15 protein-coding genes are annotated in these 15,943 nt (G+C 70.1%); 14 read left to right on the top strand and 1 reads right to left on the bottom strand.

Annotated elements, in window-relative coordinates:
* The first annotated feature begins 2 nt into the window (after window positions 1-2).
* The 5 genes from VF092_00235 to VF092_00215 all read left to right on the top strand — a co-directional run bounded on the left by VF092_00235 (window position 3) and on the right by VF092_00215 (window position 5,279).
* Window positions 3-971: a PfkB family carbohydrate kinase gene (locus VF092_00235; GenBank protein ID HEX6745709.1), complete on the top strand. Its 969-nt coding sequence runs from the start codon at window positions 3-5 to the stop codon at window positions 969-971.
* A gap of 258 nt (window positions 972-1,229) precedes the next feature.
* Window positions 1,230-2,504: a DUF4272 domain-containing protein gene (locus VF092_00230; GenBank protein ID HEX6745708.1), complete on the top strand. Its 1,275-nt coding sequence runs from the start codon at window positions 1,230-1,232 to the stop codon at window positions 2,502-2,504.
* A gap of 236 nt (window positions 2,505-2,740) precedes the next feature.
* Window positions 2,741-3,136, top strand: a complete 396-nt coding sequence (locus VF092_00225) for a YciI family protein (GenBank protein ID HEX6745707.1) — start codon at window positions 2,741-2,743, stop codon at window positions 3,134-3,136.
* Complete coding sequence (locus VF092_00220) at window positions 3,133-4,401, top strand: DUF6596 domain-containing protein (GenBank protein HEX6745706.1); 1,269 nt, start codon at window positions 3,133-3,135, stop codon at window positions 4,399-4,401. The genes VF092_00225 and VF092_00220 overlap by 4 nt, the downstream gene beginning before the upstream one ends.
* Window positions 4,402-4,679: 278 nt before the next feature.
* Window positions 4,680-5,279, top strand: a complete 600-nt coding sequence (locus tag VF092_00215) for a dihydrofolate reductase family protein (GenBank protein HEX6745705.1) — start codon at window positions 4,680-4,682, stop codon at window positions 5,277-5,279.
* Window positions 5,280-5,643: 364 nt separating this feature from the next.
* Here VF092_00215 and VF092_00210 read toward each other — a convergent pair whose 3' ends face one another.
* Entirely contained in the window at window positions 5,644-5,871 is a 228-nt protein-coding gene (locus VF092_00210) for a hypothetical protein (protein HEX6745704.1), read from the bottom strand.
* A gap of 312 nt (window positions 5,872-6,183) precedes the next feature.
* On the opposite strand from VF092_00210, the gene VF092_00205 reads away from it, so the two are divergent.
* The 9 genes from VF092_00205 (at window position 6,184) to VF092_00165 (ending at window position 15,735) form a co-directional block, all read left to right on the top strand.
* The gene (locus VF092_00205) at window positions 6,184-7,146 is read left to right on the top strand and encodes an ATP-binding protein (GenBank protein HEX6745703.1); all 963 of its coding nucleotides are present in this window, start codon (window positions 6,184-6,186) and stop codon (window positions 7,144-7,146) included.
* A 64-nt stretch (window positions 7,147-7,210) separates the two neighbouring features.
* Window positions 7,211-7,675: a peptidylprolyl isomerase gene (locus tag VF092_00200; GenBank protein HEX6745702.1), complete on the top strand. Its 465-nt coding sequence runs from the start codon at window positions 7,211-7,213 to the stop codon at window positions 7,673-7,675.
* Window positions 7,676-7,681: 6 nt separating this feature from the next.
* Window positions 7,682-8,272, top strand: a complete 591-nt coding sequence (locus tag VF092_00195; GenBank protein ID HEX6745701.1) for a hypothetical protein — start codon at window positions 7,682-7,684, stop codon at window positions 8,270-8,272.
* Window positions 8,265-9,482, top strand: coding sequence for a PLP-dependent aspartate aminotransferase family protein (locus VF092_00190; protein HEX6745700.1), 1,218 nt, complete (start codon window positions 8,265-8,267; stop codon window positions 9,480-9,482). Before VF092_00195 ends, VF092_00190 begins: the two co-directional genes overlap by 8 nt.
* Before the next feature lie 350 nt (window positions 9,483-9,832).
* Window positions 9,833-11,038, top strand: a complete 1,206-nt coding sequence (locus VF092_00185) for a hypothetical protein (protein HEX6745699.1) — start codon at window positions 9,833-9,835, stop codon at window positions 11,036-11,038.
* Window positions 11,039-11,145: 107 nt separating this feature from the next.
* Entirely contained in the window at window positions 11,146-12,186 is a 1,041-nt protein-coding gene (locus VF092_00180) for a YpdA family putative bacillithiol disulfide reductase (protein HEX6745698.1), read from the top strand.
* 458 nt (window positions 12,187-12,644) lie between these two features.
* Entirely contained in the window at window positions 12,645-13,832 is a 1,188-nt protein-coding gene (locus VF092_00175; protein HEX6745697.1) for a hypothetical protein, read from the top strand.
* 5 nt (window positions 13,833-13,837) lie between these two features.
* Window positions 13,838-14,854 carry a GNAT family N-acetyltransferase gene (locus tag VF092_00170; protein ID HEX6745696.1) on the top strand — a complete coding sequence of 339 codons (1,017 nt, stop codon included), beginning with the start codon at window positions 13,838-13,840 and terminating at the stop codon, window positions 14,852-14,854.
* Window positions 14,855-14,898: 44 nt separating this feature from the next.
* Complete coding sequence (locus VF092_00165; GenBank protein HEX6745695.1) at window positions 14,899-15,735, top strand: hypothetical protein; 837 nt, start codon at window positions 14,899-14,901, stop codon at window positions 15,733-15,735.
* Window positions 15,736-15,943 lie beyond the last annotated feature (208 nt).

The raw sequence follows: 15,943 nt of genomic DNA, 5'->3' as shown, positions 1-15,943 counted from the left end.
CCGTGAAACGCCTCGGCATCCTCGGCACCTTCGTTTGGGACACCTGCTGGACGCTGGCGGACCAGGCGGCGGGGCGCGCGTTCGAGTCGTGGGGCGGGATGGCGTACTCCCTCGCCTCCGCGGCGGCCACGCGACCCGAGGGGTGGGAGATCGTCCCCATCGCGCACGTCGGCGCAGACTTGCTCGGCCGCGCGCACGCGTACCTCGACACGCTCGGCGGCGTCGGGCCGCGCACGGCCGTCGTCCCCGTGGACCAGCCGAACAACCGCGTCGAGCTCGTCTACACCGACGAGCACAACCGCGGCGAGCAGATGCGCGGCGGCGTGCGCGGGTGGACGTGGGACGAGCTGGCGCCGCACGTCGCCGGGCTCGACGCGCTGCTCGTCAACTTCTTCTCCGGCTGGGAGATGGACCTCGCGTCGGCGGAGCGGCTGGCGCGCTGCTTTCCCGGCCCCGTCTACGCCGACTTCCACTCGCTCTTCCTCGGTCCTCCGCGCGACGGGCCGCGCCTCCCGCGCCGCCTCCCCGACTGGGAGCGCTGGCTCGGCTGCTTCGACGTGGTGCAGATGAACGAGGAGGAGCGCGCGCTGATCGCCCCGCCGCCGTCTCCCACCGATCCCCCCGCCGAGCTGCTGGCGTACGGGCCGGATGCGGCGCTGGTCACCCTCGGCCCCCGCGGCGCCGCCTTCGCCGCGCGCGGCGGCGACGAGGCGCGGCCGGGGCTGCGCGGCGAGCGGCGCATCACCGCCGCCGGCGCGGGCCACGTCCCCGCGCATCACCGCGTGACAAGCGGCGATCCCACCGGCTCGGGCGATGTCTGGGGCGCGGCGGCGTGGTGCGGCCTGCTCGGCGGCCTGGGCCTGCGCGCGGCCGTCGAGCGCGCCAACGCCGCCGCCGTCGTGAAGATGGAGCACCGCGGCGCGACGGCCCTGTACGAGCACCTCGTCGCGCGGCGGGAGGCGTGGGCATGACGAGATGCGGGAGTTGGGTGATGCATTCAGACCGATCCACGCTGACGTCATCCTGAGTCTGAGGCCGGCCAGACTGTAATCAGCGTCTGCGCAAGCGTTTGCAGGCCGAAGGATCTATCATCGTGGCAGCACGAGATCCGGTGCGACGCAGCAGTGCTTCACCCGGAGCAGCCCGCCTCGTGATCTCCATCTCCGTCACACGTTGCTCACTTCTCCATCGATCTGCATCATCAATCCCCCTGATTTGGAGACTTCCACATGGTCGGTGAGCTGATCTCGCTTTACCTGCGGGATGTGGACCGGGGGCTCATCGCGCGGCGGCTGCGCGAGGTCGCGCCCTCGGTGCAGCTCGACGGCCCCGACGACGCGTGGACGCAGGCCGTGGCGACGTTCGGCAGGTTGTGGAGCCGGCGCACGCTCACGCTGTCGTACGACCCCGCGTTCTCCTCGGAGCCGAACTGGTCGCAGCAGGTCGACGGGATGCGGGGCTATTTCTCGCAATTCCCCGCCACGTCGCGGACCGCGCGGGTGATGGGGGTGATCGGCACGTTCCGCGGCGTCGTGGCCACCATCTTCAAGCCCGAGCTGAAGTCGCTCGACGACCCTCGCCTGGCCGCAGTGCTCGCGGTCGCGGAGGCCACGGACGCGGTGATCTTCACCCCTGGCACGCTGCGTGACGCGCGCGGCCGTGTCCTCTACGGCGCGGGCGGCGAGCCGGCCGAGGATCCCGCGGCGGTGTGGCCGCGCGTGGCGATGCAGGTGCCCGTCACGGATCCGCTGGGCGCGCGGATGCACGAGCGCTCGCGCCCCACCGCGCCCGGCGAGGAGGGTCCGGCCGACGAGGCGCCGTCGGCGGAGCGGGTGGCGGCGCGCGCCCTAGCGCTGACGGCGCTGACCGCGCGGGCCATGCTCGAGCGCGAAGCCCGCCAGCCCGCGGTCGACGAGACGTACGAGCGGCTGCTGGAGTGGGCGCGCGACGCCGGCGCCGACGCGGAGATGGAGCCGGAAGAGCGCGAGATCCTGCGCACGCCGCTGGGCGAGTTGCACGGTCAGCGGCACGTGGACGCCGCCTGGCGGCTGGAGGGGCTGGCGGTGCTGGCGTGGGCGCTCGGGCGGTTCGAGCTTCCGCCGCACGACCGCGTGGTGGACGTCGGCACGTTGCTGACGAGCATGGGCGTGCTCGACGCCGACGCCGCGGCCGAGCTGCTGGCCGAGCCCCCGCTCCGCCCGCGCGAGGAGATCGCCACGCTGCGCAACCGGCTGTTCGCGCTGCACTGGCGTCTGCGCGACTTCTCCATCCGCCCGCGCCCGATGGACTTCGCGAGCTTCGCGGCGACGGCCTGGTTCGGCCCGCTCGATCTCGGCGGCCTCACCCTCGTGGACGGCGACCTGGGGGTGAACGGCGTCCGCATCGACCGGGCCTCGCCCGACGCCGTCTCCACCGCGATGAGCATCGCGCGCGAGCGCCACCAGGCCGCGAACTGGCTGTGGGAGGGCCCGGAGCTCTACTCCGAGGCCAGCGAGGCAACGTAGCCATGGCCCTCACGCAGGATTCACGCAGTCTCGCGCAGTTTGCGAGGCTTCCCAATGTTCCAGCCGCGGGTTTACCCGCCCGTCACGTTATCGTCGGAGAAGATTATCGCCGAGAAGATTTCGGAAGGTGATGTAGAGAACCCGCGCTCGGCTCCGACTACCGTACGCGAGGGCCAACGACGGCTCCTTTCGCAACGCCGGACCACGGCGCCAGACCCCAGGGAGGAGACAGGACCATGAAGTACATGATGATGATGCACGTGCCCGCCGGCACCGGCGACTACCAGATCAGCGGCTGGTCGCCCGAGGACTTCCAGGCGCACATCGCGTTCATGCACCAGTTCAACCAGGAGCTGACCGCGGCGGGCGAGTGGGTCGACGGGCAGGGGCTGACGCCTCCGGGCCAGGCCAAGCTCGTCCGCGCGGGGAAGGACGGCCAGCCGATCACCGACGGGCCGTTCGCCGAGAGCAAGGAGTTCCTGGCCGGCTACTGGATCGTCGACGTGGCCTCGCCCGAGCGGGCGTACGAGCTGGCGGCGAAGGCCTCCGCGGCGCCCGGGCCCGGCGGCGTGCCGCTGAACATGCCCATCGAGGTGCGGCAGGTGATGAGCGCGCCACCCACCGAGCTGTGACGGCGGAGACGCTGGAAGCTACGGTCGGGCACCTGCTGCGCGAGCTGGCGCCGCAGGTGCTCGGCGCGGTGGCCCGCCGCCACGGGGACTTCGCCGCGGCGGAGGACGCGGTGCAGGAGGCGCTGATCGCCGCCGCGATGCAGTGGCCGGCGGAGGGCGTTCCCGCCAACCCGCGCGGGTGGCTCTACCACGTCGCGCTGCGGCGGCTCACCGATCATCTCCGCAGCGAGATGGCGCGCCGCCGCCGCGAGGACTCCGTGGCCACGGCGGTGTGGGCCGACTGGGCGTTCGTCCCCCCGCCCGACGGCGAGGTGGGCGTGGACCGTGACGACACCCTCGTCCTCCTCTTCATGTGCTGCCATCCCGCGCTCACCCCGGCGTCCGCCATCGCGCTGACGCTGCGCGCGGTGGGCGGTTTGACGACGGCGGAGATCGCCAACGCCTTCCTCGTTCCCGAGGCCACGATGGCGCAGCGGATCAGCCGCGCCAAGGCCGGCATCAGGTCGTCCGGCATCCCCTTCGAGATGCCGGGGGAAGGGGAGCGCGCGGGGCGGCTCGCGGCGGTGCTACACGTCCTCTATCTCATCTTCAACGAAGGATATGCGAGCAGCATCGGGCCCTCGCTGCAGCGCACCGATCTCTCCAGCGAGGCCATCCGACTGGCCCACGCGCTCAACGATCTCCTCCCGGACGATGGAGAGGTTGCCGGGCTGCTGGCGCTGATGCTGCTGACCGACGCCCGCCGCGCCGCGCGCACGGGCCCGCACGGCGAGCTGATCCCCCTCGACGAGCAGGACCGCGCGCTGTGGGACCGCGAGGAGATCGATGAGGGGATCGCGCTCGTCTCCGGAGCGCTGGCGAAGGGCGCCGCCGGCCCGTACCAGCTGCAGGCGGCGATCGCGGCGGTGCACGACGAGGCCGCGCGCGTGGAGGACACCGACTGGCCGCAGATCATGGCGCTCTACGGCGTGCTGATGCGGATGTCCGACAACCCCATGGTCGCGCTCAACCACGCGATCGCCGCGGCGATGGTGCACGGGCCGCGGGTGGGGCTGGAGCGGGTGGAGGCGCTGGCGGCCGACCCGCGGATGCGCGGCCACTACCGCCTGGACGCCGTCCGCGCGCACCTGCTGGAGCGCGCGGGCGACCCCGGGCGCGCCCTCGCCCACTACCGCGCCGCCGCGGAGGGGACGGCCAGCATCCCCGAGCGAGACTACCTCAACCAGAAGGCCGCGCGGCTGCGGGCGGCCACGTCCGGGACGTGATCGCCACCCGGTTCGGAGAACATTCCCCCGACACCTCCCGGTGTCATCCTGAGGGAGGCGCCGAACGCAACCCGCGTCTGAACGGAGAGTTGGCGCCGACCGAAGGATCTACTCGGCCGTGCGGCCAGGCTTGCTCCTTCGAGCGGATCTCCAGCCCGCCATGCAAGATCCTTCGGGCGCACAAGCGCTGGTGTGAACGCGGCTTCGGTGCACCGCGTCCTCAGGATGACACCGGGGGGTAGCCCCGCAGGTTCAGGACACGGACAGGAGTTGCGACGATGCGGAAGATCGTGGCGTTCGACCGGGTGTCGGCGGACGGGTACTTCGCGGACGCGGGCGGCGGGCTGGGATGGGTGGTGCCGGAGGAGGCGCTCGACAGGGAGGCGGCGGGGGGCCTGGGCGGCAGCGGCACCATGCTGTTCGGCCGGCGGACGTACGAGATGTTCGAGTCGTTCTGGCCCCACGTGTCCCAGGACGCGCCGGCCGGGCCGGATCCTCACACCCCCAGCCGCCACTCGCCCGAGATGGTGGCGATGGCGAAATGGATCAACCAGGCCGAGAAGCACGTGTTCTCCACCACCCGCAACGAGGTGACGTGGCAGAACTCCCACCTCCATCCCACCCTCGACCCGCGCGAGGTGGAGGCGATGAAGGGTGGAGAGGGTGGCAACATCATGCTGTTCGGCAGCGGCACCATCGTCTCCCAGCTCACGGAGCGCGGGCTGATCGACGAGTACCACTTCATCGTCGGCCCCGTCCTGCTCGGAAGCGGGAAACTGCTCGTCAGCGGCGTGCCGTCGACCGTGCGTCTGGAGCTGCTGGAGGCCAAGCCGTATCCCAACGGCAACGTGATGCTGAAGTATGCGAGGAAGGGGTGAAAGTCCTGAGTCCTGATACCGAATCGTCGGATCAACTGCGCATTGGAGGAAAGAATGTCATTCCGAAGGCGCCGCGCCGCCCTGTCCTCCATGCCGAAGTCGTGGCGCCTGAGGAATCTGTGGCCGGCTTCCGAGCCACAGGCGCCTGTCGCTCGGACGCAGGCACAGATTCCTCGGGCGCCGCTCGGCATCCGCGCGATTGAAGGTTCGGAGCAGTGGCGCCGCTCGGATGACATCCGAGCGGAATGCAAAATCCATTGCGGCAGCCGGTATGGGTCCTGAGTCCTGAGCGAGAAACGAGGCAGAGCCTGCCGCCGGAAGCTCCGGCGGCCGGCTCTGCCTTGCATGGCACCTGGAGATCGCGTCAGCCGCAGCAGATGTAGAGGTCCGTCGCCTGGCTGTACTCCACGCAGGGCGTGGTGCAGTTGGCGCCGCCCGAACAGTCGCAGTGCGTGGCATATGCCAGCGAATGGGTGCCGCCGCAGTTGGGATCGACCGTGTCTTCCCGGCTTACCACCCCGCCGCGGGACTTCTCCTGCACCTCGAACGACTCGACCCCGATGTCCTCGAGCTTGAGCGCGAGCTTCTTCATCGTCTGCCTCTTGGGATGGGTGTGGGCGGCGCTGGCCGGATAGGCGCGCCAAACAAATGGTACCGCGGCGTGGCGGTGCGACCCACCCGTTTCACGCCGCGCGGTCACCAGTTTGTCGGGTCCAGGGGCACCGCTTTGTCGCACGCAAGGACGCTTGCGCGGACGCTAATTACAGTCTGGCCGGCCTTGGGGCAACGTCGGTGCGGGATTGTTCCGGGTGCAATCGGCATCCCGCTTCCACACCGAACACTTTCCGATTCCCCTCTCCGCGAGTAGTTTGCCGGGCATGCCGACGAACGGACGGACCGGCGCATGACGCGCGTGGTGGCGGTGCCCCCGACGCTGAACGGCGACGCCTTCGAGGCGCTCCTCGCCGAATCGGCCGGCGCGGGCGACGAGAAGCTGCTCTTCGACGCGCGCCACGTGCGCTTCGCCGACCCGTACGGGATGCTGGGCCTGCTGGCGCTCGGCACCTGGCTGGGCGAGGGAGGCGGGCGGCCCATGCTGCAGCTTCCGCAGTCGCCCGAGGTGGTGCGCTACTTCGGGGGGATGGGCTTCCTGGCCGCGGCGGCCAATGCGTTCGAGATGGCGGCGCCGCGCGGCCGCGTCCCCGAGAGCGGCGCGCTGCTGCCCATCACCGTGATCAACTCGGCCGACGACGTGCACGCGGTCGTCAACGAGCTGAACGAGGGGCGGGTGAGCGCGCTGCTGACCGAGAAGCTCGGCCACTCCAAGGTCGACGCCATCGGCTTCAGCGTCCTCCTCTCCGAAGTCTCCCAGAACATCATCGAGCACGCCGCCGCGCCCGGCTGGGTGGGGATCCAGACCTACCGGCGCTGGCGCGGAATCGAGCGGCAGGTGGCGGTGATCGCGGTGATGGACCTGGGCGTGGGCTTCAAGGGCTCGCTCGAGCGCGAGCACGCCGCGCGCTTCGGCGATCGCTGGGGCGACGCGACGGCGCTGGAGGCGGCGTTCATCCACGGCGTCACCCGCTTCCGCGAGCCGGGGCGCGGCCAGGGGCTCAAGCAGATCCGCAAGCGCGTGGGAAAGTGGGGCGGCAAGATCTCCATCCGCTCGGGCACCGCGAAGATCGCCGACGTTCCCGAGTGGGACGACGCGCAGCCGCTGGCGAAGGACCTGCCGTACTTCCCCGGCGCGCAGATCGAGATCATCCTGCCGGCGAAGGAGCCCGCGCCGCCGCAGCCCGCCGCGCCCGCCCCCGGCGCCCGCGCACGGACGGCGTCGCCGCCACCGCAGCGCCCGCGTCCGGGGTGATCCGATCGCGGCACCGTTCTGCTTTCGCACTCTCGCACTCTCGCACTCTCGCACTCACGCACTCATGAAAACCGCGACCTTCGAAACCAACAAAGGCACCTTCACCGCCGAGCTCTATCCCGACGAGGCGCCGGGGACGGTGGCGAACTTCGAGAAGCTGGCGGGGAGCGGCTTCTACGACGGGATCATCTTCCACCGCGTGATCCCCGACTTCGTGGTGCAGGGCGGCGACCCGCTGACCAAGGAGTTGGGGCTGAACCACCCGCGCGTGGGCACCGGCGGGCCCGGGTGGCAGATCAAGTGCGAGACCGAGGGGAATCCCCACCGGCACGAGGAAGGCTCGCTCTCGATGGCGCACGCGGGGAAGAACACCGGCGGGAGCCAGTTCTTCATCGTGCTGAGCGAGGCCAACACCCGGCACCTGAACGGGGTGCACACCGTGTTCGGCAAGGTCACGCAGGGGATGGACGTGGTGCGGCAGCTCCAGAAGGGCGACCGCATGGACAAGGTCACTGTCGCTGACGCCTGACGCAGCGTGCAGGCCGCCCTCGTCACCCGCGCCCCCTTCCGCCTCATGGCCGTGCAGCGCCGCTCGGTGACCTCGCTCTTCAGCAACCTGGTGACGCGCCCCACCGGCCGCGCCATCCGCACCGGCGTGGAGAGCCAGATCGCGGAGATGGACGGGCCCGCCGAGCCGTGCCTGTCGATCCTCGACTTCTCGCAGGTGCGCGTGCTCGACTACTCGTGCGCCGACGAGATCGTGGCCAAGCTCCTCCTGCGCTTCCTGGGCGAGGAGCGGCCGGCCGAGGCGTACTTCGTGGTGCTGGGGATGCAGGAGCACCACGAGGAGGCCATCGAGGCGGTGCTGGAGCGGCACTCGCTCCTCCTGGTCGCGCGCGACGAGGAGGGGACGGTGAAGCTGATGGGGGCGGCCACGCCGGTGCATCGCGCCGCGTGGGACGCGCTGACGCGCCGCGGCCGCGCCGGCGCCGCCGAGCTCTCTGCCGACACGGGCCTTTCGCCCGACGCGGTGGAGGCCACGCTGGCCGCGCTGATCAACCACCGGGTGGTCACCCCGCACCCCGACGGCACGGTGACGCCCCTGTCCATGCTGCTCGATGACTGATCCCAGCCGCACGCCCGGGCCGTCCACCCGCGCCGTGCACGCGGGCGAGGGGGCGAAGGACCTCTACGGGCCGGTGGTGAACCCCATCGTCCTTTCCACCACCTTCTACAACGACCCCGACGGCCGCGGCCCGGTGCTCTACCAGCGCTATGGCAACGCGCCCAACCACGTGCTGGCCGAGGCGCGCATCGCCGCGCTGGAGGGGGCGGAGGACGCCGTCGTCCTGGCCAGCGGGATGGCGGCGATGTCGTGCGCCGTCCTTTCCGTCGTCCAGGCGGGCGACCACGTCGTCGCGACGGACGCCATCTACGGCGGCACCCGCGCGCTGCTGGAGAACGAGCTGCCGCGGCTGGGGATCACGACGACGTTCGTCGACATGTTCGCCCCCGGGTGGACCGACGCGTTCCGCCCGGAGACGAAGCTGGTGATCGGCGAGAGCCCGTCGAACCCGCTGGTCCGCGTGCTAGACCTGCGCGCGCTGGCGGACGAGGCGCACGCACGCGGCGCGGTGGTGATGGTGGATTCGACCTTCGCGTCGCCGATCAACTCGCGGCCGCTGGAGCACGGGGTAGACCTGGTGATGCACAGCGGCACCAAGTACCTGGGCGGCCACAGCGACGTGACCGCGGGGGTGATCGCCGGCGGCGCCGCGCGGGTGAAGGCGGTGCGCGACCGCGCGAAGATCTGGGGGCCGGCGCTCGACCCGCACGGCGTGTGGCTGCTGGAGCGGGGGATGAAGACGCTGGCGCTACGGATGGAGCGCCACAACGCCAACGGGCTGGCGGTCGCGCTCTGGGCGGATTCGCACCCGGGGATCGCGCGCGTGCACTACCCGGGGATCCCGTCGCACCGGGACTACGAGACGGCGCGGCGGGTGCTGGACGGCTTCGGGGGGATGATCGGGCTGGAGATCGCGGGCGGGGGACCGGCGGCGGCGCGCTTCGTCCGCGCGCTGCAGCTGGCGAAGGTGGCCCCGTCGCTGGGCAGCGTAGAGACGCTGGTGAGCGAGCCGCGCTACACCTCGCACTCGGCGATGACGCCCGAGGAGCGCGCCGCCAACGGCATCCGCGACGGCTTTGTGCGCGTGTCGCTGGGGATCGAGGACGCCGCCGACCTGATCGCCGACTTCGAGCAGGCGGTGGACGCGGCGACGAACGGCGCCACCGCCGCCGAGCGGCGCGAGATCCCGGACGAGATCGCGGCAGATTGATTCCTGGAACAGAAGGTCTCACGCAGAGTCAGCAGGGTCAGCAGAGAACTGAAGCTGTTCTCTCTGCTGACCCTGCTGACTCTGCGTGATCCCAAATCTCCTCATCGTCCCGATCGGGTCCCAACGTCTGTTCCCGCGGGGCCTACACGACGTCGAACAAAAGCACGGGCGGCAGAAGGCTGCCTCCCCTATTCGTGCTTATCCCTCATTCCTAATACGGCGCCCTTCGCCACGGTGCTTAAGGAGTACATGTTATACTACGGAGATTTGTCTCGCCGCTCGGACACCGAGCGTGACTGCTTGGGTGGATTGGTTAGAGCAAGGATGCGAGCAACGCTGAAAGACAGGGAATGTTCGAGAAACTAAGCCTCCGACCGCACAGTCCGCTGGACGCAGATACACCGCTCGATCTTGGCGCGTTGGTCGAGGGACTGCTGTTCTATGGCGAGGCTGAAGTCCTGGTCAATCCAGGAGTCATTAAGCAGATCGCTAGGATGTGGTCCCCGGAGGGGCTTCTCGCGCTTCTGAACAGCGGCGTGGCAAAGTTTAGGTTCCAGCAGGGGCTAACTGGAATCCACACTGCGAACACTGGAAGTGCGCGCGAACGCTACCATCCTGTGGTCATGGCGCTTGCAGCAGGTGAAACCGGTGTTGCTGGACCAGAAGTGCTAATTAGGCGTGCCCTTGAGGAAGTGATCGGTCGTCGAGGACGAGCGCGGAGAGTTACTGCGCAGGTATGCCGAAGACTCATCGTTGAACAAACAGACTCTGCAATAACAACGCGAGTCACCTCGGATCTGCTAGACTCGGAGTATGTCAGTTTAGCTGTTCGTCACATGTTACGCATCTTTGCCCCGGGACTCGATCTTCCGTCGAATACACGATTTGAGGTGCAACAGGTCGAGGACGGGTTACGGGTTCTGACGAACATCGATTTTGTGGTCGCAAACGCATTGTTTCGTCGAACCACGTTTCGGGCAGATCCGCTAACACCCGCATTCTTGTTAGCGCATTTCCTTAGTGCTCGCGAGATTTTGGAGGATGCCGCGCGTTCTGGGGCAGATATGGCAGCAGATCCAGTGAACTCGGTCGTAGCAGCCGTACGGATTGATTCGCTTCTCGCGAGGCGCGCCGAAAATGAATCGAACATAGCACGATTTCAGGACTTCTTGTTTGCTGATGGTCGTGCCATTCGCGAAGCTGTCAACACCGGTCGAATTGGCGTCGAGGATGTCCTTCGGTTGCTCGAGAAGGCGGCCAAGTTCAAGAGTTGGCTACATAGCCAGCCGGCGGACGCAGACTTGATCAAGGAATACTTCAGGAGTGTGACTACTTCGACTTGGGTGGATAAACTCCCCTCCAAGACTGTCCGTTGGCTTTTGTTCTCAGGTTTAGGCGTAGGTTTGGATTCGATCGGGGCAGGCGGCTTAGGGACAGCGCTGGGCTTGGCGCTGGGTGCTACGGACACGTTCGTCCTTGACCGCATCCTCAAGGGCTGGAAGCCAAATCAATTTGTGGAGGATTCGCTCCGCCCACTCGTGGGTAAATCCCAATAGGAGTTCGCGGCACGAACTTGGCCGGAGGCTCGCTCCGGCGATATTCTTCCACGTCCCGACGGCGCGGTGCCGGCGGGACGCGTCGTATCCCGGGCAGACGAGCGCAGATGGCTGAGCAGCAGCCGTTCGACATCGCGGTGGTGGGGGCGGGGCCGTGCGGGCTGGCGGTGGGCGTGGCCGCCAGGGAGCGCGGCCTCTCGTGCGTGAACTTCGACCGCGGGCCGGTGACCTGGTCCGTCTACCGGTATCCCACGTACACGACGTTCTTCAGCGGGCCGGAGAAGCTGGAGATCGCCAACGTTCCCTTCACCACGGCGGGCGACAAGCCCACCCGGCGCGAGGCGCTGCGCTACTACCGCAAGCTGGTGACGTACTTCGGGCTCGACGTGCACCAGTACGAGGACGTGGTCGAGATCGAGCGCGACGGGGATGATTTCATCCTGCGCACCCGCATCCGCGACGCCGACGACGCCGAGTACCGGGCCAGGAACATCGTGATCGCCACCGGCTACTTCGACACGCCGCGGCGGCTGGACGTGCCCGGCGCGGAACTCGACAAGGTGGTGCACTACTTCACCGAGCCGTTCCTCTACTTCGACCAGGACGTCGTCGTCATCGGCGCGGGGAACAGCGCGGCCGACGCGGCGCTCACCACCTGGCGCGAGGGCGCGCGCGTGACCATCGTCCACCTCTTCGACAAGCTGGACCGCGGCGTGAAGCCGTGGGTGCGTCCCGACATGGAGAACCGCATCGCCGAGGGATCCATCCCCGTCCTCTGGCGCCACCGCGTCGTCGCCATCCGCCCGCGCGAGGTGGACGTGGAGAGCCTGGAGACGGGCGAGATCCGCACCCTGCCGAACGACTGGGTGCTGGCGATGACGGGATACGAGCCGGACCCCGGCCTCCTGCGCGCGCTTGGCGTCACCATCGACCCCAAGACCGGCATCCCGACGCACGACCGCTCGACGATGGCGACGGACGTCCCCGGCGTGTACATCGCGGGGGTGCTGGCGGCGGGCTACGACGCCAACAAGATCTTCATCGAGAACGGCAAGTTCCACGGCCCCCTGATCGCCGACGCCATCCTCGGCCGCGAGCCCGACCCCGATACGGTGACGAAGGCCAAGTCTCTCGCAGTGGCGACGTAGGGTGCGGGCGCGACCGCGGCCGCGGGCGCCGCCGCGGTCGAGTGGCCGGAGAGAGTGGCCGGAGAGAGTGGCCGGAGAGAGTGGCCGGGCATCGTCGGGGGACAATGCGAATAAATTCGCGGCTACGACCACACGAAGTCCGCCTTCGCGGACTACCGGCTTCCCATCGGCTGCGATTACGGTGCTCGCGACCGGCTTCCCGGGTTCACCGATTTGGAGGCCCGTCGCGAGCGCCGTGGCCTCGTCCGCGACGACGCCTGTAGTCCCCGGAGGGGACTTCGTGTGGTTGTAGCCGCGAATTTATTCGCATACTCCTCTCGGACGTCGTTCCCGCCTGAAGCATGCCCCGCCACTCCCCAAGCGTGCACTTTCCTGCTACGTTGTGGGGCACGCCTCCGCGCGATTCCGCGCCTGATCCGCAGCCACACCGATCCATCGCGATCCTTCCGCACCGACCCATGCGATTCCGCAGCGCGCACCTCCGCGGCCTCGTGATGCTGGCCGCGCTGCCGTCGACCCTCTCCCTCGCGCACGCGCAGGCGCCCGCGACGGCGGCCGCGAACCTGACGGGGCTGCGCGTCCGCGTCGACGCGCCGAACAGGGACCTGGTGCTGGAGGTGGGCCCGGTGGACCTGCCGGCCGCCGGCGGCCACAAGCAGTTGCCAGCGTACCACGCCAGCATCCCCGTGGACGGCTGGCTGCACGGCTTCCGGGTGGAGATGGTGGACGCGCGCGGCCGCCCCGTTCCCCGGCGCACGCTGCACCACGTGAACGTGATCGCCCCCGGGCAGCGCGAGCTGTTCAGCCCCATCATGCTGCGCGTGGCGGCCGCCGGGCAGGAGACGCCGCCCGTCGGCCTGCCGCGGATGCTGGGCTACCGCGTGCGCCGCGGCCAGGAGCTCATCGTCACCTCGATGATGCACAATCCCACCGGGCGCGACTACAGGGGCGTCACCCTGCGCATCCACTTCGGCTACACGCCGGGCGACGCGCTGATGAAGCCGATCTCCGTGTTCCCCTTCTACATGGACGTGATGCCGCCCGCGAGCCTGCACTCGTGGGACCTGCCGCCGGGGCGCTCCAGCCGCAGCTGGGAGGCGCGTCCGGCCGTGGCGGGGCGCATCCTGGGCCTCGGCGGGCACCTGCACCAGTACGGCACCGCGCTGCGGCTGACCGACGTCACCGCCAACAAAGTGATCTGGGAGTCGCGGCCGACGCTGGATGCCGACGGCGAGGTGGTGGGGATGCCGACCGGGCTCTTCGTCTGGCGCCTGGGTGTGCCCGTGCGACCGGACCACCTGTACCGGCTGACGGCGGAGTACGACAACCCGACCGGGCGGATGATCCCCAGCGGCGCGATGGGAGCGCTGGGCGGCGCGCTGGTTCCCGACGGCGACGCGCGCTGGCCGGGGGTGGACCGCAACGACCCGCAGCTCAAGCTCGACTGGCACCTGGTGCACACGGGGAACCAGGAGGGAAGCGGCCACATGCACGGCGGCTCGGCCCCTTCCGGCCACCCGCACGGGGGGATGGCGGGGATGAGCCACGGCACGGCCGCCGCGCCCGCGAAGCCCGCGACTCCCCGGCCCGCGGCGGAGCACACGCACACGCCGGGGATGCCGCACCAGCACGACTCCCACCGCTGAGCAACGTGAGCTGGCACCGGGGCGTGGAGCGCGCGGAACGGGCCGCGTCCTCCGCGCCTCGCGTGTTTTCGGGAGATGCGGCCGCGCCGGGCGGCGACGTCCTCGCGCGACTCCGCGCCGCCGCCCCGGGCGAGCTGGCCTGGCTCCCGGTGAACGGCCGCACCTTCGCGCCGCTCCTGCGCCCGGGCGACGAGATGGGGATCGAGCGGTGCGGGGGCGATGCGCTGCGCCGCGGCGACCTGGCGCTGGTGCGCTGCGGCGGGCCGTGGTCCGTCCGCGTCGTCGCCGCCGTCCAACCGCCGCGGCTGGGGACGCTGCACGGCGCGATGGAGGACGACGCCTGCCAGGTCCACGGCCGCGTGATGGCGGTCCGTCGCGGCGGGCGCACGTTCGAGTTCGGCGCGACCCACCGCGCCGCCGCGTGGGCGATGCAGCGCGCCGGCGCGGGCGCGCGCCGGGTGCTCGGCCCCGCCCTCCGCTTCGTCCGCTCCTCCCCGGCCACGCGGCGGATGCGCGCCCGGCACGTGGGACAGGTCCGCATCCGCCGCGCCGGCCCGGGCGACGCCGCCGCGCTCGACGCCTTCGCCGCCGAGGCGCTGCCGCGGATGCGCGACCTCATCGCCCGGCAGGTGCGCGGCCGGTGGGCGGCGGAAGGCTTCCCGGTCGCCGCGTTCGACGCGCGGGGGACGGTGCGCGGCTTCACCTTCGTGGACGAGTACGCGGCGGAGGGGGTGGCGCTCCCCGGCCACTGGGTGCGCTCGGTCGGCGTGTCGCCGTGGGCGCGGCGGCTGGGACTGGGGCGCCAGCTCGTGCGCGCGGCGTGCGCGGAGGCGTACCGCGACGGCGTCACCCGCGTCTACGCCGACGTGCGCGAGGACAACGCGGCCTCGCTCGCCATGTTCCGCGGTCTGGGCTTCACCGAGGCGCCGCCGGAGCTCGCCGCAGCCGCCAACGCCGCGCTCGTCGTCCCCGGCGAGGTGCGGCGCGTCATCTTCGAATCTCCGCTCCCGCTCCCCGCGTAGCGGACGGGCATCATCCCCCGATCCCCATCTCCCCGAGGACACGGATGCTTGCGATCTCCCGCATCTCCCTACCGCTGTTGATGATGGCCGGCCTCGGCGCCACGGCGGCCGACGCGCAGCAGGCGATCTGGCGCGGGCGCTCGGGCGGGTTCGACGTGGCGTGGACGGAGCGCGACATCACCGCGCGGCGGGCCAGCGACGGCGCGCTCGTCTTCAGCGCGCGCCGCGTCGCCGACGCCGAGTGGGCGAAGATGGCGAGCGACCACGACGACGAGGTGCCGGTGCGCGAGTTCGAGATGAAGTACCGGCTGATGTCGGTGGTGGGCTCGATCGTGAGCCTGGAGGAGGCGAACTACTGCGACTGCGGCGGCGCGCATCCCATCCTGTGGACGCGCTTCGTGGCGTACGACCTGGCGCGCGGCACCGTCGCCCGCCCGCACGAGGTGCGCGCGACGGACCTCGTCCCCGAACGCGAGCTGCTGCGCGCGCTGATGGCCGACCGCCTGGTGCGGCAGGCGATGGACTCGGCGCACGTGCGCTCCTTCGCGTCGCTGGCGGCGATGGTCGAGGCGCTGAAGACGCACGAGATCCAGCCGCCGGGCGACGACTGCACCTACGGCGTGGGCGAGGATTTCGCGCAGGAGTTCGCCTTCCACCATCTCGAGGCCGGGCGCGCCGCGATGCGCTTCAGCCTGTCGCACTACGTGGAGATCTGCCGCGGGCGGATGATCCAATTGGGCGTGCTGGTGGCCCCGAACGCGCGCCTCCTCCCCGACCTGCAGGCCGCCGACGCGCGCCGCGCCGGCTTCCTGATGAAGGACGCCCGCACCATCGGCCGCAACCGACAGACCGTCTTCAACTACCAGCCGCGGCGGCGGTGATTGGGAATCCGCACAAATCCCCGCCGACGTCATCCTGAGGCCGGCCACACCGTAACCGGCGTCTGCGCAAGTGGTTGCAGGCCGAAGGATCTATAGGTAGTGACTCTACTCATCAGTGATGAATTCTCCGAGTCAGGAATTCCTCCCAGGTCCAGACGTGGCCGCTCAGCCCGATGGCCATTGCGGGGGTTCGCTTGCGGTAGCGGTG

Source organism: Longimicrobium sp., from assembly GCA_036377595.1.
In the GTDB taxonomy this organism is placed as follows: domain Bacteria; phylum Gemmatimonadota; class Gemmatimonadetes; order Longimicrobiales; family Longimicrobiaceae; genus Longimicrobium.
The sequence above is the reverse complement of the archived record's forward strand: the minus strand, read 5'-3'. Positions and strand labels throughout refer to the sequence as shown.